Genomic DNA, 20,946 nt, shown 5'->3' with positions numbered 1-20,946 from the left:
TCACGCCGGACGCCGCCCGACCGTGCAGGTCATCAGGTACGACATCGCGCAGAACCGCGGATCGTCCATCATCATCCGGAACGCGTACAGGTCGTTGGCGCTCAACCCGCAGCCGTGCAGCCGGTCGGCGAGCTGGATGGTGTTGATCGCACCGAGCCGCGCCCACGGACTGCCGCCGACGAAGCTCTCGGCGTGCGCGGTCACGGTCACGCCGGTGAAGCCCTGGCGAACCAGGACGCGGGCGGCGGTGCTTCCCCAGTCCAGCCGGGCCCCGGCATCGTCCAGGACGCAGTTGATGCCGTCGACGACCTTGGCGAACAGGTCCACCTGGTCGTTATCCCCACACACCACCGCGCGCGGGACGGTGCAGTCGAACTCGTGCAGCACCAGCACGCCCCCTGGCCGCAGCGCCCCCAGCAGGCGACGCACGACCTCTTCACGCTGGCGCAGATGCATGAGTACCAGACGCGCGTGGACTACGTCGTAGAAGTCGGCGGGAAGCTCCCCGGTGACGATGTCGTGGTGCAATGCGGTGATGGCCCGGTGGCTCGGGATGTAGCGGGTGTCGATGTCGGTGGCCGACACGATGCCTGTGGTGCCGAGCTGGTCGGCGATCCACCTCGCGATCGTGCCCGTCCCGGCACCGACCTCCAGGACCTGCCAACCGGGCACGATCCCGATGGTGGACAGGGATCGGCGGGTGAACGGGTCGAAGCCTTCGGTGAGGGCGGCGAGTTGGTCGGGGACGGCCTTCGTACCTGTGAACGCGTAGCCGGCGGTCATTGGTGATCGGTGCCTTTCGTGGTCTGTGCGGAAGGTGGGGTGGGCGGGGCGGCGCCGGTCGGGTACGCCGGCTCAACGGCGCTCGCGGCGCCGGACCCGCCCACCCCAGGGGAGGTGCCGTAAGGTCCTTTGTGGTCAGCCGCCCAGGGTGCCGAGTTCCTGGACGAGCATGTTGTTGAGGACCGGTCCGTCCATCCGCACTTCGCGCAGGTACCAGGTCTGTACCGGGGTGTGGGTCTTGAGCGAGAACTGCCACACGCCGCGCGGGGAGTCGATCTGGCCGACGGCGCCGATCGCGTCGTTGATCGACGCCGCGGTGACCTCCCCGCGGGCCGCGGCCGCGATGGCCTTGTCCAGCACCGCGGCCGCGTCGAACGACGCCATCGAGAACGTCGTCGGCAGGCTGCCGTATTTGGACTGGTAGTCGGCGACGAACTTGCTGTTGGCTGGGTTGGACAGGTCCGGGGAGTAGTTGAGGCTGTTGCGGATGCCCTTCGCGGCGTCGCCCTGGGCGGCGAGGACTGATCCCTCGGTGAGGAAGCCGGCTGCGTACAAGGGAATCTTCGGCCCGATGAACTGCGCGTACTGCTTGACGAAGTCGATCGCGGATCCGCCGGCGTAGAAGGTGTAGACCGCTGCGGCGTCCGAGTCCCGGATCGCGGTCAGGTACGGCTGGAAGTTCGTCGTGCTGGGGAACGGCGTCCAGGCGATCTTCCCGTCGGGGTTGGCCACCTTTCCGCCGGCGGCGAGGAACGCCTTCTGAAAACCGCCGCATTCGTCGTAGCCGCCTTGGTAGTCCGGGCAGACGATCCACACCGGACCCCCGGCGTGGGCGGCGACGTAGGCACCCATCGCCTCGCCGGGCTCGGTGGAGATGTAGCTGGTGTGCCACACCCAGTTCAGGTCCGGGATCTGTCCCTTCTCGGTACCGACGGCCGGGCGGGCGTTCGAGCCGAGCAGCGGCACCTTGTACTGGTCGAGCAGCGGTTTGACCGCCGAGATGGAGTTTCCGGCGACGATGCCGGTCAACGCGACCACGTGATCGGCGGTGATCAGCTTCTGCGCGGCGGTGCGGGCCGGTTCGCCGCCGGCCTGCTCGTCTTCCACGATGAGGTTGACCGGTCGGCCGCCGAGCTTGCCGCCGTGCTGATCCAGGTAGAGCTGGAAGCCGTGCATCATATCGTCGCCGACCGCTTTGTAGACGCCGGTCCGGGCGGCCACCATGCCGATCGGCAACGCGGCCGCGGCAGAGTCGGGATGGTCATCGAGTGCGGAGCCGCTACACCCGGCAGTTGCCACGAGCGTTGCGGCCGCGACGGTGGTCAGCATGCGCCGCAGGGAAGGGGAGGTCATGAAGGGGTTCCTTTGATCGCAGGGGTTACACGGCGACGGGCAGAGCCCGCCGATCAGGGGCGGCGACACCGCGTCGGCGGAGCAGGTGCTGCACCAGTTCGATCAGGGTGGTCTTGACTCCGTCGCGGCTGCGCGCGTCGCAGAACAGCACCGGCACGTGCGCGTCGACCGTCAGCGCGTCGCGGATATCAGCGGCCGGATACTCCCTCGCGCCGTCGAAGCGGTTGACCACGACGACGTACGGCACGCGGGTGTGGTCGAAGTAGTCGATCGCCGCGAAGCAGTCGCCCAGGCGCCGGACGTCGGCGAGGACGACCGCGCCGATGGCACCGCGGGCGAGGTTGTCCCACATGAACCAGAACCGCTCCTGGCCCGGCGTCGCGAACAGGTACAGGTGAATGTCATCGGCCAGGTCGACGCGGCCGAAGTCCATCGCGACCGTTGTGGATCGCTTGTCGGGCACGAACGACAGGTCGTCGACACCGGCGCTCGCCTCGGTCATGGGGGCTTCGGTGGTCACCGCCGGAATATCGGATACCGCATTGACGAAGGTGGTTTTCCCGGCGCCGAACCCGCCGGCGACGAGGACCTTCAACGACGTCGCGGCCGGTGGTGCGCTACGCATTCCGGCGACCGACCCTCAACGCGGTCGCGCCGAACCTTTCGGCCAGGGACATCAGCTCGAAGCTGATCTGGCCTAGGTCCGGATTGTCGCTCGTGGTCGCGGCCAGATGGGTTCCGTCGGGGACCGGCATGACGATCAGGTAGCCGGCGTGGAACTCCAGGACCATCGACGCCAGGCCACCGCCGTTGAGCATCGGGTCGGCGCTGGTGCCCAGCGAGATCAGCCCGGACACGACCGCGGCGAGCGTGTCGGCCATGTCGCGAGGCACGTCGCTGCTGGCCGCTTGGAGCAGCCCGTCGCCGGTCACCGACAACATGTGTTCGATCCCCGGCACTGCTGCGACCACGTCGTCGAGCAGCTTGAGTACCAGGCCGGTGTCGACGGCCGATCCCGGCTCGTCCGTGAGCTGTTCGCTGAGCGCGGTCATGGTCGTTCTCCTCGCGAAGGTTCGGTGAATGGACGGGCGACCCGGCGTGCACGGCCGGTTCGGAAGACTCGCTGCATAGCCGCCAGGGACGCGGCCCGGACCTGGTGATCGCGCGGCGCGGCAACGACAACCCGCCGCGCTGGTTCGAGTGCGGCGGGCGACCTGGGGCGTACCGGCAGCCCGGACACGGTCGTCGCCGGGTCGGCCGCCTCGACCGGCGGCACGCGCGGCGGCCACTGGCGGCCGAGGTCAGTGCGATCCAGCGGACGGGGAACTACCCCGCGCCGGGCGCCGACCAGGTCAGTGCGGACGACCGGATCCGCAGAAGCCGGCGGTGCGGGCAGTAGCAGTGCGGCAGGCAGGTGCATCGATGCCGCCGTGCCGCCCATGTCCTCGGCTTGCAGCCGCACGTCCAGCTGGTGCTGTGCGGCTATGAGTGCGACGACCTGAAGTCCCATCCGGCGCAAGCCGGGGACCTGCCGGTCGGTGTCGGGTACGCCAGCCAGCTGCTGATTGGCCTTCGGTAGTTCGTCTGGCTTCATGCCCACGCCGCGGTCTGTGACCCGCACGATCGCCGTACCGTCGATAACGGCCGCTTCCACGTGCACCGGCGCATTCGAGAACTTCAAGCCGTTGTCGATCAGCTCCGAGAGGGCCTGGACGACGGCATCGACTGCCTCATCACGGACCAGGATGTCGGTGCGGCAGGTGACGGTGACGCGTTGGAAGTCCTCGACGTGCGAGACAGCGGCCTGGATGACGTCGTTGAGAGATTCGGGTCGGCCGTGCGTGCCGGTGGGAACTCCCCCTAGAAGCAGGAGGTTGGAGTTCAGCCGGGAGATCAGCGCCGCCCGCATGTCGATGTGGAACAGGCGGCCGAGTCGTTCCGGGTCGGTCTCCTTCGCCTCGGCCGCGTCCAGACCCTTGGTCACCTGGTGCAACAACCGCTGCACCCGCCGTCCAATGTCGACAACAGCGCCGCTGACCGCCCGACGGGCAACGACCTGGCTCACCGCAAGTCCCAGCGCGGTCAGCTGCACCTCGTTGAACGCCCGAGTGACATCGGTGACCTCGTCAGCGCCTGTCTCCTCCAGTAGCGGTGCGACCAACTTGGCAGCGCTGACAGAGTCGTACTGTTCGAGGTCCGAGCGGCCCGACAGGTCCTGGACCGCCTTCTGCAGGCCGGATCCAGCCATCAGCACGGCCTGCCGGTGCAAGGTCGTGAACCGGTGGATCGTACGGCGGGCTACGAAGGACGCAAGCCAAATCGTCAGCGTCAGCGCCAGCAACGTCACCAGACCTGTCGTCACTGCGCTGGCCGTACGCTCACGACCCCACGCCGCGAGGTCGACAACCACCGCAGCGTCGGCCGCAGCCATCACCCGCCGTAGCCGCTCCTGCCGACCGTTCTGGGCCGACATCCAATCAGCGAGGGGAACCACCAGCCGATCCCCGACGGCAGTGCGGCTCACCGCACCATCCAGGCGCTGCGCGGTCAACACGTCATCGCCGGTCAGCGACTGGTCCAGCAGCACCCGCCAGGCCGGCGGCGCTCCCGTGGTCCAGCCCTGCAACGACTCCGACCAGCCCGCCCGTTCCGACGCGATCTGCGCTGCCGCAGCCGGGGTCACCGCACTGAGCCTGCTCGCCCGAAGGACGCTGACCTGCAACTGCCCCGCAGACTCCGCCGCTTGCGACAGAGCCACCGCCGCACGAACCCGAACCGCAAGCTCGGCCGGCGCCCCGGCCACGATCAGCGTCTGCCGCACATCAAGCAACGCCGCAATCAACAGCTGATACCGCAAGACCACCACCGACAAGGCGGTACGCCTGCCATTCCTCGCCTCTTCACGAAGATGGACCAGACCGTCCAGCTGAACCTCAACCCGCCGCAGCGCCGCCTCGCCATCCCCGCCGCCATCGCTAACGGCGTGACGCGCCGACCGCCACGACGCCGAAGCGGCATCCACAGCGTTCGCCACACCAGCGAAATCACCGAATCCGCCCATCACCGTCACCGCCGCCTGGGCCCGCTCATCGGACAGCCGAGACGCCAACTCACCAGACGCCGCAGACAAGCGAGCGAGAGCTACCAGCCGGCGTGCCGCCACCGCCTCACCCGCGTTCCCTGCGATAAGCAAGCCGGAGATGACGAGCAGCATGACCACCGGAAGGACCAAGATCGCCAACATCTTCCGACGCAGTCGATGATCCTCCGGGCGCCACCAACGGCGCCGATCCAGTGCGTGAGCCCGCCGTCGATGCGAGGCTGCGGCCTCCGCCGACTTCATCAGACCAGCGGACATGAACTGCCTCCCCCGAAATCGCTCATATCTGACTGGCAGTGATCCAGCCAGAACCGAATCAGGATGCAGACGTGCGCACGTCCATTGCGGACACACTGCATCGAACCGGCACGCAAACTGGACAGTGACCATCGGGTCCCACTGACGCAGTCGTCCAAGCGGCCCATTCAAGCGCCCTTTGCTTCACCAGCTCAGTTGGCGCATTGAAGCGCCTTCGCGCCTGGAAAACAACGATCGCCTGCTCCGAAACCAGGAAAGCGCACACCTATCGGAGGGATCCAGATCAGCTCCGTAGTCTCACTGTTGTCTCATCGAAATTGATGTTGAAACAGTGGACCTTGAGGGACGCCAGCGGGTCTAGAATGCGGTATCTGCATTGGAGGGCCTGTCATGGCGCAACGGAGATCACCTGTGCCGAGCGACCGGCTTGTGCATCCCCTGAGCTACGTTCGATACGAACGGAACTGGACGCTGCAAGATCTCGTCGACGTGATCGCGCAGCGGGTCGGCAACATGGCCGCGCACCGTGAGAAGGCGTGGCGCTGGGAAAACTGGGGTGTCACGCCTGATGCAGATGCACAACTCGCACTCGCGGCGGAGCTGGGGGTTGACCCCAAGCTCGTGGCAAGTCTTGGATGGCCGGGCTGGTTGCCCATCGGGGAGGGCGCTAACGTCCAGGCTCCCTGGTCGTTGGACGGCGCCGTCGGCCTACTCGACTCGACGGCCGGGACCGCGCTAGTGGACCGTCGCGCGTTCATGGTCCTCGGCACCGGTGTCGCCTCGATACTGGCCGACCAATGGAAGACCATCGAGGCACCTCAGCTCACCTCCGTCCTACGGGGCGGCCGCATCGATGAGACATTGGTTGCCTGCTTCGAGCAGCGGCTACCTGCCTTGCGCCAAATGGACTTCAGTCTCGGTGGCGGCAGCGTTCGCGGACTCGTCGATGCCGAACTACGCCTGGTAACCGATCTTCTAGCCAGCGGCTCCTACACCGAGAGTCTCGGAAGGCGGCTACTTCAAGTCGCCGCCGAACTTGGTCGCATCGCTGGCTGGGCCAGCTTCGATGTCGGCTTCCACAGCGCCGCCGAACGCTACTGGGTGGCGGCTCTGCACGCCGCCCACACGGCGAACGACCGCGGACTGGGCGCGAACATTCTTAAATGCATGAGCTTGCAACGCGTCGACGCCAATCTCACGGGAGAAGCACTCGCGTTGGCCCGCGCCGCCCGGGACGGCGCCAGGGACGCTCCCGCCCGAGTTCGAGCGATGCTGACCGTTCGGCAGGCCCGCACCCACGCCGTCCGTGGCGAAGCTGTGGAATGCGAACGACTTCTTGCCGAAGCCGAGACCGCCATGGTCAAAGCGGATCGGCAGCCAGCCCCGGCCTGGGCCAACTATTTTGATCAGGCCGAGTACTGTGCACAGGTCGCCGCATGCTATCTGCTGCTACGCCGTTGGCGCCTGGCCAATCGATGGCTCGGCGAGACGCTCATGCTCCAGCCCGCGGATCGCAGCCGAGACCGCGCGACTTACTACATCTGGCAAGCCGATGCCGTACTCAACCTCGGCGACGTCGAGCATGCGTGCGCGTTGGTTCAAAACGCTGTGCCGGACGTCGCCAGCGCACGGTCGATTCGCAACCGGCAGCGCCTGGACGACACGCACCGCCGGTTGAAGAAGACTCGGCATTCCTCGACCGCCGCACTGGACGACCAAGTCCGCGCTCTGATCAGATAGCTACATGACCAAAACGCCACGGCGGGTAGCTGTCGTCACCGGGGCCAACCGCGGACTCGGCAAGGCGATCGCACACGACCTGGCCGCGGCAGGTCTGCACGTCGTGGTCACCAGCCGGACCGAACAGGCTGCGCAGAGCGCCGCTGAGGAGTTTCAGCGCGAGGGCCTGGCTGCCTCCGCGCATCAGCTGGACATCACTGACCCGGCCAGCGTCGCGCGTACGATGGCCGATGTCGGCTTCACGTACGGCAGACTCGATGTGCTAGTGAACAATGCCGCAGTCGCCATCGATCGTGGCCAGCTCGCTGCGGCTGCCGATATGGAGAAGGTCTGCGCCACGCTAAATACCAATCTGATGGGCGCCTGGCGTTGCTGCACCGCTGCCATTCCGGAGATGAAACGCAACGACTATGGCCGGATTGTCAATGTCACGACTCATATGAGCACATCAGCCAACCTCGGTGTCGGAAGCGTCGCTTACCGGACATCGAAGGCAGCGCTCAACGCATTGACCCGCATTCTGGCGACGGAACTGCAAGCTGACAACATCTTGGTCAATGCAGCGTCGCCAGGCAAAGTCGACACGCGCTTGGCGTATGGCAAAGCCGACCGCCAGCCATCAGAAGCCACGGACACGTTTGTGTGGCTTGCAACGCTGCCCGACAACGGCCCCAGCGGTCAATTGTTCTTCGACGGCAAGCTGCTCGAATGGTAACCAGTCGTTAGGCGACAATCCGGTCGGCGGCGAGCGGATTAGTGGAGCGCCGAGATGGTTTGACCGCGAGCCAGATCTTGTCCTTATGACCGACGGCAGGCTGACTATCAGGAGGTAGTCCGGAGGGATGCCCAATGTAGGATCGGCGCCCTACCAATAATTCACGCTATGCGCTTCCGTTGCTAGTAAACAGTGTCTCTAGTTGTCGTTGGTGTTCCGTCCACCAGGTCAGTGTGTGTTCGCCGGTGAAGAAGAGGTCGTCGCAGCTGGTGTCGTTGCGGTTGTAGTGCAGGTCGAGGTGCCAGAAGTCGGTCAGGCGTTTCCACCAGAGACGGTGGAGGCTGTCGGCGAGTTCGTGGTCGGCGATTTCGATGACGGTCCTGTATCCGGTGGCGAAGGCGGCGACGCGTTCGAGGTCGATGTCGTCGTGTGTGGCGAATTGGATGGTGGCGGTGCGGGCGGCTTCCTCGGCGAAGGAGCGGACGCGGATGCGGTCCCAGTCGATGATGCCGGCGATCTGCCCGTCGCTCCAGAGAATGTTGCGGTGTTGCAGGTCGCCGTGGGTCCAGCCGTAGGGACCGAGGTTCGCCTGGCCTGCGGGTTGATCGGCCGTGTGGCGTTTGATGAGGGCTATGCGTCGGGTGAGGCTGTCGATGATGGCCTGGTCGAACGCGGTGCCGCTGTTCGTGGCGGCAGTGATGTAGTGGTGGGCGCGGGCGACTGCTTGTTCGGGGCTGGCGTTCTTGGTCGTGGGGGCGTGGGTTGGCGGATGCAGCCCGAGGCCGGGATCGAGTTGGTTGAGCGCGATCTGGGTTTGTCCGACCACTCGGCCGAGCTGGTGAGCTTGGTCGACGGTGAGTTGGGTGCCTTCGGGGTGAGTGCCGTCGATCCAGGTCATGAGGCAGTAGCCGTGGCCGCCGGTCTCCACGACGTGGTCGCCGGTGGCGTCCGTGAGTGGTTGGCTGGTGGGTAGGCCGGACTTGTGGAGGGCGGCGAGGACGTTCAGGTTGCGGCGGGCTTCGGGTAGCGGGACGTCGAGAAGCTGTTTGAGGGCGTACCGGGTGCCGTCGGGCGTTGTGAGGCGCCAGTTGTGGTTCATCAGCCCGGCGTCGAGATAGGACACGTGAAGTCCGCTGCCGACGTCGACGCGGTAGGCGTTGGTGAGGTGTTCGAGCGTGGCGGCGTCGAGGGCGTACGGGATGGAGGGCACCTTCAGGCTCCTGCGGCCGTCATAGCGCCGGCCGCGAGGCCGATAGCGTCGATGTCGGTGAGAATGCGCTGTGCCGCGGTCCGGGTTTCGGGGAACATGTCGAGGTTGTCGAGGTCGTTGACGGCGTACCACGCGAACGGCAGTTCGGGTTCGGCTGTCTGGGTGGGGTCGGCGACCGCGAGGTAGAGGTGGTCGACGTGGATGTGGGGTTCGGGGAGCCGGGTCTCGGGTGGTACGTGTTGTTCGGCGATTCCGGCGGGTAGCGGCACGGTTCCGAGGACGTCGTCCCATCGGCGTGGTTCGGTCGTGACGAGGCGGGCGTTCAGGCCAGTTTCTTCTTGGACTTCGCGGAGGGCGGCTTCGGCGGGGTTCTCGTCGGGTTCGACGTGGCCGCCAGGGAGCATCCATCGGTGCAGGCGTGGGTGGTGGATGAGGCCGATGTGCCAGTCGCCGTGGTGGTTGCTGAGGAGGAAGACGCTGGCGGTGGCGTGTTTACGCATCCGGGTCACCGGTCAATGCTGCCGTGATGTGGTCGAGTTCGTGGGGACCGACACCCTCGTGACACGGAATGGTGATGAGCGACCGGGTCAGCGTTTCGGCGTTCGCGCAGGGCGCTGCGGGTGCGTACTGGGCGAAGGCTGGCAGGTGGTAGAGGGCCTGGTATTGGTATCGGGTGGGGTCGCTGGTGATCCCGGCAGCGGCGAGCCGGTGCGCGTACGGGGCGGCCGGGCCGTGGGTGGTGAACACGGCGGCGTACCCGTTGGGCTTGCCACCGACGGCAGGAAGCGGGTGCAAGCCGTTGAGACCGTACAGGCGGTCGACGACGGTCTGCAGGGTGTGGCGGCGGTGGTCGAGGCGTTGGGTCAGCCGGCCGAGCTGGGTGCGGCCGAGCGCGGCGGCGATGGCCGGGAGTTTGTAGTTGAGGCCGAACGCGGTGCCGAAGCCGTGGCCGGGTTGTTTGCCGAGGTTGCGTAGCTGACGCAGGCGCTGGTCGAGGTCCGGGTTCTCGGTGAGGCAAAAGCCGCCTTCGCCGGTGGCGATGAGTTTGCGGTGGTGGGTGGAGAACGTGCCGATGGTGGCCCGGGTGCCGGCGTACTGTCCGTCGATGAGGGTGCCGTGGGCTTGGGAGGCGTCTTCGATGAGCGGGATACCCCGCGTGTGGCAGGCGGCGGCAAGGTCTGGTCGGTCGGCGGGGTAGCCCCACATCGGCACACAGATCACGGCTCGCGTGCGCGGGGTGAGTTTGCGTTCGACATCGGTCAGGGACAGGGCGAACGTGTCGGGGCCGGCGGTGTCGGCGAAGACCGGGGTGGCGCCGACGGCGAGGATCGGCAGGGCGGTCATGGCCGGGCCGGTGGCCGCGACGATGACCTCGTCGCCGCGGCCGACATCGAGGGCGAGCAGGGCCAGGTGCAGCGCCGCGGTGCCCGACGAGCAGGCGATGGCGTGCGATCCGCCGAACCAGGTCGCCAGCTCGGTTTCGTAGTCCGCGACGATGTCGGCGGTGCCGGACAGGTCGCCGGCGTCGAGGACTTCGAGGACGGCCTGTCGGTCGGTGGCATCCAGGTACAGGTGCGCGGTGTCGATCGGGGCGCTCACGGCTGGACTCCGGTGGGGGTGATCTGGTCGAGGACCCGGTAAGTGGGCAGCAGGTCGGCGAGGTCGGGGGTGAATCGGGTAGCGGTCCGCACGGCGGTGCAGAACGCGGCGAGTTCGGCGGCGAACCCGGTGCGCTGGTAGCCGGTGTCCAGGGGGCTGGGCCGCCAGTGGGAGGCGGTGCCTCTCAGCGCGGGTACGCCAGCCTCGGCGTGCTCGGAGTTGGGGCGGGTGATGGTGAGGTCGGCGAGGTTGTGCAGGCTCGCCGAGGTGGCGCTGGTGGTGGTCAGGTCGATGCGGTGCTCGAACCGGGGGGCGAGGTTGGAGCAGTGCAGCGTGCTGACGGAGCCATTGGTGTGGTGCAGCTGGACGGTCAGCCAGATCTTGTCGCCATCGCGGTGTCCAGTCGCGTGGACGTCGCGCAGCGGCGTGCCGACGAGGGTGAGCATGAGGTCGATCGGGTGAATGGCCTGGGCGAGCAGGAAACTCGTCCACAGCGGCAGTCCCCACAAGCCGGTGGTGGGCTTGGCGGCCACGTGCCGGACGGCGAGAGCGAGCGCGTCGGGTCGTTCGGCATCGAGGACCGTCTGAAGGTGACGGATCGGCGTGGCCCAGCGGAAGTTCATCCCGACGCCGGTCGTGATGCAGGCTTGGTCAGCGGCGGCGGCCAGAGCGGCGAGCGCGGCAGTGGTGACGGCAGGGGGTTTCTCCACGAACACCGGGATGCCGGCGTTGATCGCGGTGGCGGCGATCTGTTCGTGCGCTTGGGGTGGGCAGGCGGCCACGATGCAGTCGACCAGTCCGTTGTCCAGCACACCGGCGAGGGTGGCCGGGCCCGCGGGGACGCCGAGCCGCGCGGCGAGGGCGTCACGGCGGCGGGTGTCGGGGTCGACGATCGCGGTGATCCGGGCGCCGGGGATGTGCAGGAGGGCGGGTGCGAGGTGGCTGGCGGTCTGTTCGCCGGCGCCGACGATACCGACGCGGATGGGATCGGCGCCGGACGCGAGGAGGTGAGGTATGACGGCGGTCCGGGACCGGCCGTCGGTGGTCACGAGCATGGGTGGCCTTCCTTGAGGGGTGCGGTGATGCGGGGCACGAGGTGCAGGTTGCCGGAGTGGAGGTCGTCGAGGTCGGCGCGCAGTTGCGCGGTCCGCAGATCGGCAGCTGGCTGCTCGTGTTCGGCGAGGTGGCGGGCGAGGGTGGCCATGCTGATCCGGATGCGGTACAGCACCAGACGTAGGAGGTGGGCCGCGGTGGGTGGCTCGGCGAAGTAGCCGTCCAGCAGTGGTCGGATGTGGGCGGCGGGTTCGTTGAGCGACCAGCCGGCGAGGTCGGCGAGGGGGTCGCCGCCGCGGGCGCTTTCCAGGTCGACGAACCCGGTCACACGGAGCTCGCCGGGACGATGTGGTGTGTCGACGATGATGTGGCTGGCGGTGAGGTCGCCGTGCAGCAGCCGGGCCGGTTCGCCAGCCAGCAGCGGGAGATGTTCTCGGATCGCGCGTAGGGCGGCGGCGTGTAGCTGGTGCTGCTCGCGGTTGGCGGTGGTGCCGAGGTCGGGCAGGCGCATCAGCCACTGCTCGGCGGTCGCATGGCGGCCTGTCCCGGTGGCGTCGAGCTGACCGAAGCCGGTGACGGTAACGGTGTGCAGGCGGCGTAGCAGCGCGCCGACCTGCTCGACGGTGGCGGGGTTGAGCAGGTGGTTGGCCAGGGCGGTGCCGGGGCAGCGGGTTTCGATGAGCAGCTGGTCGCTGTAGCCGATCACACGCGGGCCCGGTACGCCGGCGACGGCGAGTCGGGTGGCCGCCCATGCGGCGGTGCTGTAGCGGACCTGGCTGGTGCGTGGCGTCTTGACCAGAAGGTCGATGCCGTCGCAGCGGGTGGCGTAGACGTGGTTGTCGTGACCGCGGTCGAACAGCGCCAGCGGTGCATGCGGGCCGTGAAACCCGGCGGCGGCCAGAATCGCCGTCACCGTGGTGCGCCGGTCGCTGGATGGATCGCTCATGAGGCGACCTGCGGGATGCAGTGGATGGTCGTGGTGCGGCCGTGCCGGGCGGCTGAGACCAGTGCCGCGTCAAGGATCGCGCTCGACCGCAGGGCAATCGTCGGTCGGACGGGCGGTCGACCGGCGCGCACGGCTCCGACGGCGTCGATCATGGTCGTGATGCACGTCTGATACGCAGGCACTGCGCCCACAGCAGCCGGTTCGACCTCCCACTGCCCGGACGCTGCGTCTGCGGTGACGTGCCAGCGGCCCAAGGCACCAGCACGAGTGCTGACTGTGGTGTAGCTGCCGCGGTAGGCCAGGACGGAACCGTCAGCGAAGGCGACGGTCACGGTGGCCAGGCTGCAATGATCGGCGAGGAACGGCAGCCCGATCTCGGTCGCCGTGACCGTCAAAGGTGCGGCTGTGATGAGGCTCTGGACCTGGTCGAAGGCGTGCACGGCCAGGTCGGTCAGGACAGGCCGGTCGGTATCGGCCCGGAATCCTGGCGTGGTCAGCGTGACCGAGACGTCGGCGCTGACGGTGTACGGTCCCCGGTCGCGCAGCGGCTGGGCGAAGGCGGCGAATCGCGGGTCGAGGGCCCGGTTGTGCATGACCGCGAGGACCAGGTTGCGTTCCTGCGCCAGGCGGGCCAGGTCGAGCGCGTCGGCCAGGTGCAGCGTGAGTGGCTTCTCGGTCAGCACATGCAGGCCCGCTTCGAGTGCCTGGCTGATGATCTGCGGATGCCGGTCGGGCGGCGTCAAGTTCACCACCACGTCGGCCGACGTCACACCCAGCGCTTGCCGCAGATCAGCCACAGCGGCGGCCGCGGGGAACCGCTGACGCACCAAATGCTCGGCGCGCTGCTGGTCGGGATCGGCGACCGCGACCACATTGGCACGGCCGTCGGCCTGGAGCGCTCGTGCCCACCGATCGGCGATCGCCCCGCAACCGACGATGACGGTATTCATCGAACGCTCGCCGTCAAATGGTCGGCGACGATCTGAAGAGCGTGGTCGGCGACGGTCGTGGTCGTGTCGTCGCCGCTGGTGTCTAGGACGACAACGCGGCTGGCCAGAGGATGCGTGAAGTAGGCGTTGAAGTCACGGGTGAAGTCCGGGGCGTAGAACAAGGTGGGCATCCCGACGCGCCGAGCTGCCCGGCGTTCGCGGTCCTCGTCGCCGGCCGTCAGCAGCAGCGTCAACTCGGGCACCACGATCTGCTGGGACAGGGCGAGCTGGCGGGCGTGGTCGTCGCAGTCGTAGCCGTGCCGGCGGCCCACGGCGTGGGCGTGCGCGAGAAGCGTGTCGACGGTCCGATCCAGAATCACCACCGGCGATGCGGTGTTCTGGACGAGGCGGTAGCGGTGCTGCTCCAGCTGCAGCAGCACCGTCAACGCGGCCATTTGGGCTGCTGCGGTGGTGGAGTCCGGTGGCGGCAGCAGGGTTTTGTCCGGGGCGATGTGGTAATAGCAGGCCACGACAGCGGCGTCCAGGCGTTGGGCAATTTCGCGGGCGAGGGTGGTCTTGCCGACGCAGCTGACGCCTTCCAGCCCGATGGTGACGGTCATGATTCCTCCCGAGGAGAGCTGCGGTGATAGGTCTTGGGCGACAGGTCCAGCCCGGCTGTGATGCGCCCACGCAAATGGCGGGTCACGGCGGACCCGACGGCGGTCGCTGGGCCGAGACCGCGGACCAGGTACGCGGCGAAGACCTCGACCGCCTGTTGCGCCTGGCTCGCCGGTCCTGGCGTCAAGGGCTCGGCCGCGGCCGACATGCGGACCGGCGTTACGCAGCCCAGCCATAGCGCTGCCGCGCCCAGCAGCCGTACCAACGGTCGACTCGATGGGCGTAGGACCGCGACGGCGCAGATGGCCGTCGCGGGTCCGGCCGCCAGCCACGCGGCAGCCCGGTAACCGGCGGTCGCCAGAGCAGCCGCGTGCTCGGCGCGATCTCCGACACCGTTGCGGTAGGCAGCCTTCGCGCAGGCCGGATAGTCCAGATAGGACGACCACCAGCGACGTAGAGTCGTCACCAGCTCGGCGGCGTGTTCGGGTGCCGGGGCGTCGAGCAAGACGGGCAGCACATCGACGGGAATGCCGCGGAGCGTGAGGGCGTAGCCGAACGGCAGGTCGTCCAACGTCGTGTACTCCGGCATCCCCTCCAGGTCCCGGAACAGATCCAGGCGGACGAGCAGGCCGTGACCCACCGTCTGCACCAGCCCGCGACGCGCGGCGTCCACCGCGCTAAGGCCCGTCGCGTGCGCGCCGGCGTACGCAAACCGTCGAAACGACGGGATCTCACGCCGAAGCGTCCACAGTGTCTGAACGGTGGCCGAGCCGCGACAGATCGACCGCTCCCAACCACGTCGCGCGCTACCGGCCGTGTGAAACCGGGCTGACTGCTGCACGACCAGCGGCAACCGACCGGTCGTTTGCTTCCGGTGCAGCAGGTGTTCGATGGTGCACCGCAGCATCGCCACGTCGGGGCGGGAGTCCACGTCGTAGACCACGACGTACGCCAGTCCGGGATCCTTCTCGGAGAGGCCGGCGACGGCGTGGTTGATCTGGGCGGCCTTGCGACCGGATCCTGGGTAGCGCACGTGCCGGACGACGCCGGCCGGGGGGCGGGCGGCCAGCACAGTGTCGAGCACGTCCCCGGTGAGCCGACGGCCGCCGAGCACGGTTCTGGCGTCGGCCTCCGTAAGTGGCTGTAGCCTGGCGAGGTTGCTCAGCTGGTCGACGTCGTCCGGGGTGAGCTGCGGGAAACGACGGGCGGTCACCGCCGCGGCAGTGAGCCCGGTGAGTCGGCCGATCAGCAGCTGTCGCTCGTGTTCCTCGCGGGCGGTGCTGACGAAGGTCACGGTACAGCCGGGGATCTGCTGGGCAAGGTCGGCAAACCAGCGCACGGCACCGGCGACGTGCTGCTGTTCCCAGAGCACGGGAATCACCAGATGCAGCACCGGCGCTGAAGCGCTCGACGGGCCATCGGCTGGGAGGCTGCGACGAGAGGCGTCCAGAAAGGCGAGGCTCTGGCGTAGACGCCACGCTCCGACCGCGTGCCGAGCAGCGGCGCCGGCCACCGTCCACAGCCACGGGTCGGCCCATCCAGGCCGTCGGCGAGCCGCGGTCATAGCGCAGCCCCGGTGCACGCGTCGCTCAAGACGTCCGGTGGCAGGAACTGTTCGTAGAGGGTACGCAGCGCACCGGCAGGGAAGGCCGGATGCCAGGGTTTGACCGGGCCGGTGAAATGCAGAATGGCGGCGGTCTCTTCGTCGGCCAGGAGCCCGGCGAGAGGCATGTGCGGCTCGGCGGTGGTGTGGAAGAAGCCCGGCATCCGCGCGAGGGCTGACATGGCGACGGTGTTCCACCGCCGGTCCAGCCGCAGCCACCGATCGTCCGCGGCGACGTTGAGGGCATCCTGATCCCACAGCAGCACCTGGTCGGGGAAGTCGGCCAGAAACCGGCCGGCCCGCTCGAACACCTGCTCCCCCGCGCAGGTTTCCAGATCTGCGAGCAAGACGCCGGAGTTGAAATACGCCCGACCGCGGGGCACCCCGATGCGGTCACAGCCCGGCAGGGCCAGGCCGGTCCCGACGATCGGATTCTGGGCATCCTGCACGGCGGCGAGCGGCATCCCGGTCAACGGCATCCGCAGCAATGGCGTCAGGTCACGCAACACCAGGACATCGGCGTCCAGATACAGCACCCGCCGCTCCGAGACGGCGAGCTCGGGCAGCGCGAACCGCAGGTAGGCCGCGGCCGACACCCAGCCCGACACCGGCCCAGTCACGACCGCCGGCTCGACCTCGTGCCACCGCAACGCGAGGTTCGCGTCCGCAGCGCAGGCGTCGATCAGTGAGCGGCTCTGCGGTGTCAGCCTGCGATGCAGGATGATCATCCTCGGCTGCTCGGCGGTCTCGGCGTGCGCCGCGCCGATCGAGGTGATCAAGGCGCACAGCGGTCGGGCGTATGCGTCGTCGATGCCGCAGACGATCGGTGCCAGCGGAAGGTTCTGCGAACACGTGTCCACCATGAGTCCACCCCGGCATACTCGGCATGCCCCGACCGGTTTGATCGGGGTTGCTCTATGGCATCGCATCGGGGTCGGAGTAGGCAGGGTGTGAACCGGGCGGGCCGTGGCGCCGGATTCACACAGGGTGTGAATGGGCCGCGACACTTCGCCATCGGCCTGGGGTTTCGTACGCTTCAGAGATGGCTGACGCCAACCTTCTGCTGGAGGCGATGCTGGACCGCGCCGGCATCTCCCACGCCGGGCTGGCCCGCCACCTCAACACCAGCTCCAGCGACCTGCGGCTGCACTACGATCACGCGTCCGTCGCCCGGTGGATCCGCGACGGCGCCATCCCTCGCCCACCGGTACCCGACCTGATCTGCCAGATCCTCGGTGCCCGGCTCGGCCAGTACGTCACCCTCGCCGACATCGGCATGACCCGCACAGGCGCTGATCCGCCCGCCACCATGAGCGGCACCATCGACCGCGCCACCGCCGTCTGGCGCGGCGACCAGCACGCCCGACCGGCCGGCAAGCTCCTAGTCGGAACACAGGCCGCGGCCCCGGTGTGGGAGTGGGCCAATCCCCCCGACGACCACGATGTCGCTCGGCTCGGCGAACGCCGCGTCGACCCCGCCGACATCACCGTTCTGCGCCAGGCCCGCCACCACTACCAGCAGATGTACCGGCGGGTCGGCGGCGCTCCCGTCCGTCCTCGGATCGTCGCGTTGCTGAACCGGCGGGCCGCTCCGCTCCTGCGGGCGGCCTACGACGACAGTCTCGGCCGTCAGCTGTTTCGAGCCGTCGGCGGCCTGGCCGCCCTGGCCGGCGTCTGCGCCTACGACGCCGACGAACAGCCGTACGCGCAAGCCCACCTGCACACCGCCCTGCGGCTGGCCAAAGCGTCCGGCGACCGGCAGTTCGGCGCCTACATCGTCGCCCTGCTCGCCAATCAGGCCCTCTACCTGGACGACCGCCGCCTCGTCGTCCAGTACACCGACAGCGCTCTGCGTACCGCCGGACCCGGCCTACGGCCGGCTCTCACTCTCGACCTGCATGCCCTCGCCGGGAAGGCATACGCGCGCATGGGCGACGCCAGCTTGAGCCTGCCGCACCTGCGCACCACCGAATCAACCGCGGCGCGCCTCGACCGGCCTCACGAACACGACGAAGCCTCCTACGTCCTGCCCGGCCTGGCCGAAACCCAGCTCGCCGAAGCCCTGCGCCGCCTCGGTGACCTCCCGGCAGCCCTCACCTACGCGGAGGAATCGGTCCACACGGCGAACGCCACTCACCTGCGCGGCCAGGTCCATCGCTTCGCCGGCCTTGCCCTCATCCTGGCCGCCAAGGGCGACCTCGACCGCAGCATCCACATCGGCCACGGCATGCTCGACCGGGCCGAGGGTATGGACTCCGGACGCATCCACGACCGCGTCACCACCGTCGCCACCCAACTACGCCCGCACGCCACCGATCCCACCGTCGCCGCATTCCTCGAACGCGCTGACCTCTACCTCGGAATGAAAGGCATCTGATGCGCTGGACCGTCCACAGCGTCCGTGACCTCTACCAAGACCAGTGGGTCCACGTGCAAAGCGCCGACGTCGAACTGCCCGACGGCCGCCACCTCGACCACCGCCTCATCAAAACCGCGGCGCCCGGCGCCGGTCTGGTCATCGTCCACGACCAACGGGTCCTGCTGCTGTGGCGCCACCGGTTCATCACCGACACCTGGGGCTGGGAGATCCCCCAAGGCAGCATCCGCCCCGACGAGGACCCCGCTGACGCCGCCGCCCGAGAAGCCGAGGAGGAAACCGGCTGGCGCGCCCACCGCCCAATACGGCCGCTGCTGTACAGCCAACCCTCCCCGGGGCTCATGACCTCCCAGCACCACATTTTTCGCGCCGACGGAGCCACACAGGTCGGACCGCCCAAAGACGCATTCGAGAGCGACAAAATCGAATGGATACCGCTCGCCGACATTCGCGGTTTGATCGACAAACGCGACATCGTCGCCGGTACGACTCTGGCCGCCCTGCTGTACATCCTTGCTGCATCTTCGCAACCCGCTGACTAGTCTCGAAGCCGAGGACCGCGCGCGCACCTTCGGCCTCCAACGCGATCATGGCGCTGGAGGCGTTCCGCCGACGGCGCGCGAAGACTCTCCATGACGCTTGCCGACCTGGCGCACTCACCACACTCCGCGCCACATCGACCCCTTGGTTCAGCCGCAGCGTCTGCGCCGCGACCCATTTCATCGGATGGTGATCTTGGCTTGCCGCAGCCAAGTCTCGACCTCCAACATGTATGCGATGTGCTGGGTTGGCGTCCAGTCGCTGAGGTCTTCGGCGTGCTTATCCAGCACGCCCATGACGCTAATGCGATCAAACAGCCTGAAGACTGGAGCGTCTGGTTCGGCGAGAAGGTCACGAGCCCGCTCCCACAGCGCGCGCTGGTAGCTGAGCGTGAGGCTGGCCGGGTAGCCGGACTTCCGCCGCTGAGCTATCTCTCGGGGGAGAAATGTCGCGGCCGCGCGACGCAGCAGACCCTTCTCGACTCCGTCGACGCCCTTCATGACGGGCGGAACGTTCCACGCGTACTCAAACAGCTGCGTAGACAGGAACGGGACGCGCACTTCAACACCATGAGCCATCGCCATCCGATCGGCTCGCCGCAGCAGGAACGGCAGGTAATAGGTGTTGGTCAGCCAGGCGACCTCGCGTATCCGGCGGGCCGACCCCGTCTCGCCGACCAGGCGGGGCACCTCGGCGAGAGCGGCGTGGTAGCGGTCGTTGGAATAGCCGAGCGGGTCCGCTTGGTCTATTACGTCCTGCCGTAGCAGGGGTGTGACGGGCCGGTAGGTCTGGTGCCAGGGCCAGTCGTCCGTGGCGTAGTCAGCCCGGTCGTTGTACCAGCGGTAGCCGTGCCATGCCTCGTCTGCGCCCTCGCCGGACAGGACCACGGGTGCATAGACGCTGACGTCCCGGAACAGCAGGTCCAAGCTGATGTTGATTGTCGACAGCGACGGCAGGTCCATCGCGGTCAGCGCGGCGTCTTGTGCGGCGAGCAGTGCGTCGGTGGTGATGCTGGTGGTGTGGTGCACGCTCTTGATGTGGTCGGCTACGAGGAGCGCGTGCGGGTGGTCGCGGTCGACGTGAAATGCGGAGCCGGAGTAGGAGGTGCCGTCGGCCGCGTGGTCGACATCGAAAGTGTGTAGGTCCCGGCCGTCGTCGCGCAGGTACGCCGTGGCGATGGCGGCGGTGGTAGCGGAGTCGAGGCCGCCGGAGTTCAGGGCGGCGACGGGGCGGTCGGCGACCAGCTGGGCCCGGACGGCGTCGACGAGCAGAGCGCGGATCATGCGTACGGTGGTCTCCAGGTCGTCGCGGTGGGGGCGGCTGGTCAGGGTCCAGTACGTGTGCTCGGTGAGCCGACCGTCGCGGAACTGCGCTACGGTCGCGGGCCGGACTTCGGCGATCCCGCGAAGAATGGCGCCGCCGGGGCTGATCATGGGTACCTGGGCGAGTTCGGCGACGCCTTGCTCGTCGAGTTCGGCAGGTACGCCGGCAGCCAGAATGGCCTTGATTTCGGAGCCGAAGATGAGGCCGGTGCCCGTTCGGGCGTAGTAGAGCGGTTTGACACCCAGGTGGTCGCGAGCCAGGACGAGTGACCGATCTCGTTCGTCCCACACGGCGACGGCGAAGATGCCGTCCATGTGCGCGAAGCAGTCTGTGCCCCATTGCACGTAGGAGTGCAGGACCACCTCGGTGTCGCTGCGGCTGGTGAACAGATGGCCGAGGCTTTGCAGCTGCTGGCGCAGTCGCTCGAAGTTGTAGATCTCGCCGTTGAAACAGACGACGATGTGACCTTGTCCGGGCAGGTGCAGGCGCATCGGTTGTGCGCCGCCGGGCGCGTCGATGATTTGCAGGCGGCTGTGCCCCAGGGCGGCAGTTGCGCCCGACCAGGTCGCTGCGGCGTCCGGTCCTCGGTGGGCAAGGGTTGCCGTCATCGTCTCGGCAAGACGCTGAAGCTCCTCCTGCGTGTGTCCGATGTCGACGATGCCCGCGATTCCGCACATGGTCAGCCCCCGCTGTGATGTGGTGCGCTCGGCACAAGCGGTTCGCGATTGCGCCCGCGCACCCCCGGAAGCGTAGGCAGGTAGATCACTTTTATGTATGTACGTTAAGACAATCGGCCGGC

19 protein-coding genes are annotated in these 20,946 nt (G+C 67.9%); 4 read left to right on the top strand and 15 right to left on the bottom strand.

Going from position 1 to position 20,946, the window contains the following annotated elements; translation table 11 throughout:
• The 5 genes from G401_RS46995 to G401_RS0120010 form a co-directional block, all read right to left on the bottom strand.
• Nucleotides 1-783, bottom strand: a complete 783-nt coding sequence (locus G401_RS46995; protein WP_051366887.1) for a class I SAM-dependent methyltransferase — start codon at nt 781-783, stop codon at nt 1-3.
• A gap of 135 nt (nt 784-918) precedes the next feature.
• A complete protein-coding gene (locus tag G401_RS0120025) occupies nt 919-2,136 on the bottom strand; it encodes an ABC transporter substrate-binding protein (RefSeq protein ID WP_027343912.1) in 1,218 nt (405 codons plus the stop codon).
• A gap of 25 nt (nt 2,137-2,161) precedes the next feature.
• The gene (locus tag G401_RS0120020) at nt 2,162-2,761 is read right to left on the bottom strand and encodes a GTP-binding protein (protein ID WP_027343911.1); all 600 of its coding nucleotides are present in this window, start codon (nt 2,759-2,761) and stop codon (nt 2,162-2,164) included.
• Complete coding sequence (locus G401_RS0120015; protein WP_051366885.1) at nt 2,754-3,188, bottom strand: roadblock/LC7 domain-containing protein; 435 nt, start codon at nt 3,186-3,188, stop codon at nt 2,754-2,756. Before G401_RS0120015 ends, G401_RS0120020 begins: the two co-directional genes overlap by 8 nt.
• Nucleotides 3,185-5,494: a sensor histidine kinase gene (locus G401_RS0120010; protein ID WP_169734216.1), complete on the bottom strand. Its 2,310-nt coding sequence runs from the start codon at nt 5,492-5,494 to the stop codon at nt 3,185-3,187. The genes G401_RS0120015 and G401_RS0120010 overlap by 4 nt, the downstream gene beginning before the upstream one ends.
• A 411-nt stretch (nt 5,495-5,905) precedes the next feature.
• On the opposite strand from G401_RS0120010, the gene G401_RS0120005 reads away from it, so the two are divergent.
• Entirely contained in the window at nt 5,906-7,234 is a 1,329-nt protein-coding gene (locus G401_RS0120005) for a hypothetical protein (protein ID WP_034592346.1), read from the top strand.
• Nucleotides 7,235-7,238: 4 nt separating this feature from the next.
• Nucleotides 7,239-7,949: an SDR family NAD(P)-dependent oxidoreductase gene (locus G401_RS0120000; protein WP_027343907.1), complete on the top strand. Its 711-nt coding sequence runs from the start codon at nt 7,239-7,241 to the stop codon at nt 7,947-7,949.
• 166 nt (nt 7,950-8,115) lie between these two features.
• Here the strand turns inward: G401_RS0120000 and G401_RS0119995 are convergent, their stop codons facing one another.
• The 9 genes from G401_RS0119995 to G401_RS0119955 form a co-directional block, all read right to left on the bottom strand.
• On the bottom strand, nt 8,116-9,159 hold the full coding sequence (locus G401_RS0119995; RefSeq protein WP_051366884.1) for a phosphotransferase: 1,044 nt from the start codon (nt 9,157-9,159) through the stop codon (nt 8,116-8,118).
• Between the two features lie 2 nt (nt 9,160-9,161).
• Nucleotides 9,162-9,659, bottom strand: coding sequence for an NUDIX hydrolase (locus tag G401_RS52985; RefSeq protein WP_245601798.1), 498 nt, complete (start codon nt 9,657-9,659; stop codon nt 9,162-9,164).
• Complete coding sequence (locus G401_RS56795; RefSeq protein WP_051366882.1) at nt 9,652-10,758, bottom strand: DegT/DnrJ/EryC1/StrS family aminotransferase; 1,107 nt, start codon at nt 10,756-10,758, stop codon at nt 9,652-9,654. The genes G401_RS52985 and G401_RS56795 overlap by 8 nt, the downstream gene beginning before the upstream one ends.
• The gene (locus G401_RS0119980; RefSeq protein WP_027343905.1) at nt 10,755-11,813 is read right to left on the bottom strand and encodes a Gfo/Idh/MocA family protein; all 1,059 of its coding nucleotides are present in this window, start codon (nt 11,811-11,813) and stop codon (nt 10,755-10,757) included. The genes G401_RS56795 and G401_RS0119980 overlap by 4 nt, the downstream gene beginning before the upstream one ends.
• Nucleotides 11,804-12,757, bottom strand: a complete 954-nt coding sequence (locus tag G401_RS0119975) for a phosphotransferase family protein (RefSeq protein ID WP_027343904.1) — start codon at nt 12,755-12,757, stop codon at nt 11,804-11,806. The genes G401_RS0119980 and G401_RS0119975 overlap by 10 nt, the downstream gene beginning before the upstream one ends.
• The gene (locus tag G401_RS0119970) at nt 12,754-13,707 is read right to left on the bottom strand and encodes a Gfo/Idh/MocA family protein (RefSeq protein ID WP_027343903.1); all 954 of its coding nucleotides are present in this window, start codon (nt 13,705-13,707) and stop codon (nt 12,754-12,756) included. The genes G401_RS0119975 and G401_RS0119970 overlap by 4 nt, the downstream gene beginning before the upstream one ends.
• Nucleotides 13,704-14,306 (bottom strand): AAA family ATPase, encoded by a 603-nt coding sequence (locus G401_RS0119965; protein WP_027343902.1) that lies wholly within the window; start codon nt 14,304-14,306, stop codon nt 13,704-13,706. Before G401_RS0119965 ends, G401_RS0119970 begins: the two co-directional genes overlap by 4 nt.
• Entirely contained in the window at nt 14,303-15,697 is a 1,395-nt protein-coding gene (locus G401_RS56790) for a glycosyltransferase family protein (protein WP_027343901.1), read from the bottom strand. Before G401_RS56790 ends, G401_RS0119965 begins: the two co-directional genes overlap by 4 nt.
• Before the next feature lie 167 nt (nt 15,698-15,864).
• On the bottom strand, nt 15,865-16,770 hold the full coding sequence (locus G401_RS0119955) for a glycosyltransferase family 8 protein (RefSeq protein ID WP_027343900.1): 906 nt from the start codon (nt 16,768-16,770) through the stop codon (nt 15,865-15,867).
• A 179-nt stretch (nt 16,771-16,949) separates the two neighbouring features.
• Here G401_RS0119955 and G401_RS0119950 point away from each other — a divergent pair, with 179 nt between their 5' ends.
• Complete coding sequence (locus G401_RS0119950; RefSeq protein ID WP_027343899.1) at nt 16,950-18,284, top strand: hypothetical protein; 1,335 nt, start codon at nt 16,950-16,952, stop codon at nt 18,282-18,284.
• Entirely contained in the window at nt 18,284-18,826 is a 543-nt protein-coding gene (locus G401_RS0119945; protein WP_027343898.1) for an NUDIX domain-containing protein, read from the top strand. The genes G401_RS0119950 and G401_RS0119945 overlap by 1 nt, the downstream gene beginning before the upstream one ends.
• A 177-nt stretch (nt 18,827-19,003) precedes the next feature.
• Here the strand turns inward: G401_RS0119945 and asnB are convergent, their stop codons facing one another.
• The gene (gene asnB, locus G401_RS0119940) at nt 19,004-20,824 is read right to left on the bottom strand and encodes an asparagine synthase (glutamine-hydrolyzing) (RefSeq protein WP_027343897.1); all 1,821 of its coding nucleotides are present in this window, start codon (nt 20,822-20,824) and stop codon (nt 19,004-19,006) included.
• Nucleotides 20,825-20,946: the final 122 nt, after the last annotated feature.

The organism is Hamadaea tsunoensis DSM 44101, from assembly GCF_000428945.1.
Lineage (GTDB): Bacteria > Actinomycetota > Actinomycetes > Mycobacteriales > Micromonosporaceae > Hamadaea > Hamadaea tsunoensis.
This window is presented reverse-complemented; position numbering and strand designations above follow the sequence as displayed.

What these genes read in the sequence shown, in the direction of transcription:
- G401_RS0120015 (WP_051366885.1), bottom strand. Translation starts at nt 3,188, where the DNA reads ATGACCGCGCTCAGCGAACAGCTCACGGACGAGCCGGGATCGGCCGTC.
- G401_RS0120010 (WP_169734216.1), bottom strand. Translation starts at nt 5,494, where the DNA reads ATGTCCGCTGGTCTGATGAAGTCGGCGGAGGCCGCAGCCTCGCATCGA.
- asnB (WP_027343897.1), bottom strand. Translation starts at nt 20,824, where the DNA reads ATGTGCGGAATCGCGGGCATCGTCGACATCGGACACACGCAGGAGGAG.
- G401_RS0119970 (WP_027343903.1), bottom strand. Translation starts at nt 13,707, where the DNA reads ATGAATACCGTCATCGTCGGTTGCGGGGCGATCGCCGATCGGTGGGCA.
- G401_RS52985 (WP_245601798.1), bottom strand. Translation starts at nt 9,659, where the DNA reads ATGCGTAAACACGCCACCGCCAGCGTCTTCCTCCTCAGCAACCACCAC.
- G401_RS0119965 (WP_027343902.1), bottom strand. Translation starts at nt 14,306, where the DNA reads ATGACCGTCACCATCGGGCTGGAAGGCGTCAGCTGCGTCGGCAAGACC.
- G401_RS46995 (WP_051366887.1), bottom strand. Translation starts at nt 783, where the DNA reads ATGACCGCCGGCTACGCGTTCACAGGTACGAAGGCCGTCCCCGACCAA.
- G401_RS0119945 (WP_027343898.1), top strand. Translation starts at nt 18,284, where the DNA reads ATGCGCTGGACCGTCCACAGCGTCCGTGACCTCTACCAAGACCAGTGG.
- G401_RS0119980 (WP_027343905.1), bottom strand. Translation starts at nt 11,813, where the DNA reads ATGCTCGTGACCACCGACGGCCGGTCCCGGACCGCCGTCATACCTCAC.
- G401_RS0120000 (WP_027343907.1), top strand. Translation starts at nt 7,239, where the DNA reads ATGACCAAAACGCCACGGCGGGTAGCTGTCGTCACCGGGGCCAACCGC.
- G401_RS0119950 (WP_027343899.1), top strand. Translation starts at nt 16,950, where the DNA reads ATGGCTGACGCCAACCTTCTGCTGGAGGCGATGCTGGACCGCGCCGGC.
- G401_RS0119975 (WP_027343904.1), bottom strand. Translation starts at nt 12,757, where the DNA reads ATGAGCGATCCATCCAGCGACCGGCGCACCACGGTGACGGCGATTCTG.
- G401_RS0120020 (WP_027343911.1), bottom strand. Translation starts at nt 2,761, where the DNA reads ATGCGTAGCGCACCACCGGCCGCGACGTCGTTGAAGGTCCTCGTCGCC.
- G401_RS0120025 (WP_027343912.1), bottom strand. Translation starts at nt 2,136, where the DNA reads ATGACCTCCCCTTCCCTGCGGCGCATGCTGACCACCGTCGCGGCCGCA.
- G401_RS0119955 (WP_027343900.1), bottom strand. Translation starts at nt 16,770, where the DNA reads ATGGTGGACACGTGTTCGCAGAACCTTCCGCTGGCACCGATCGTCTGC.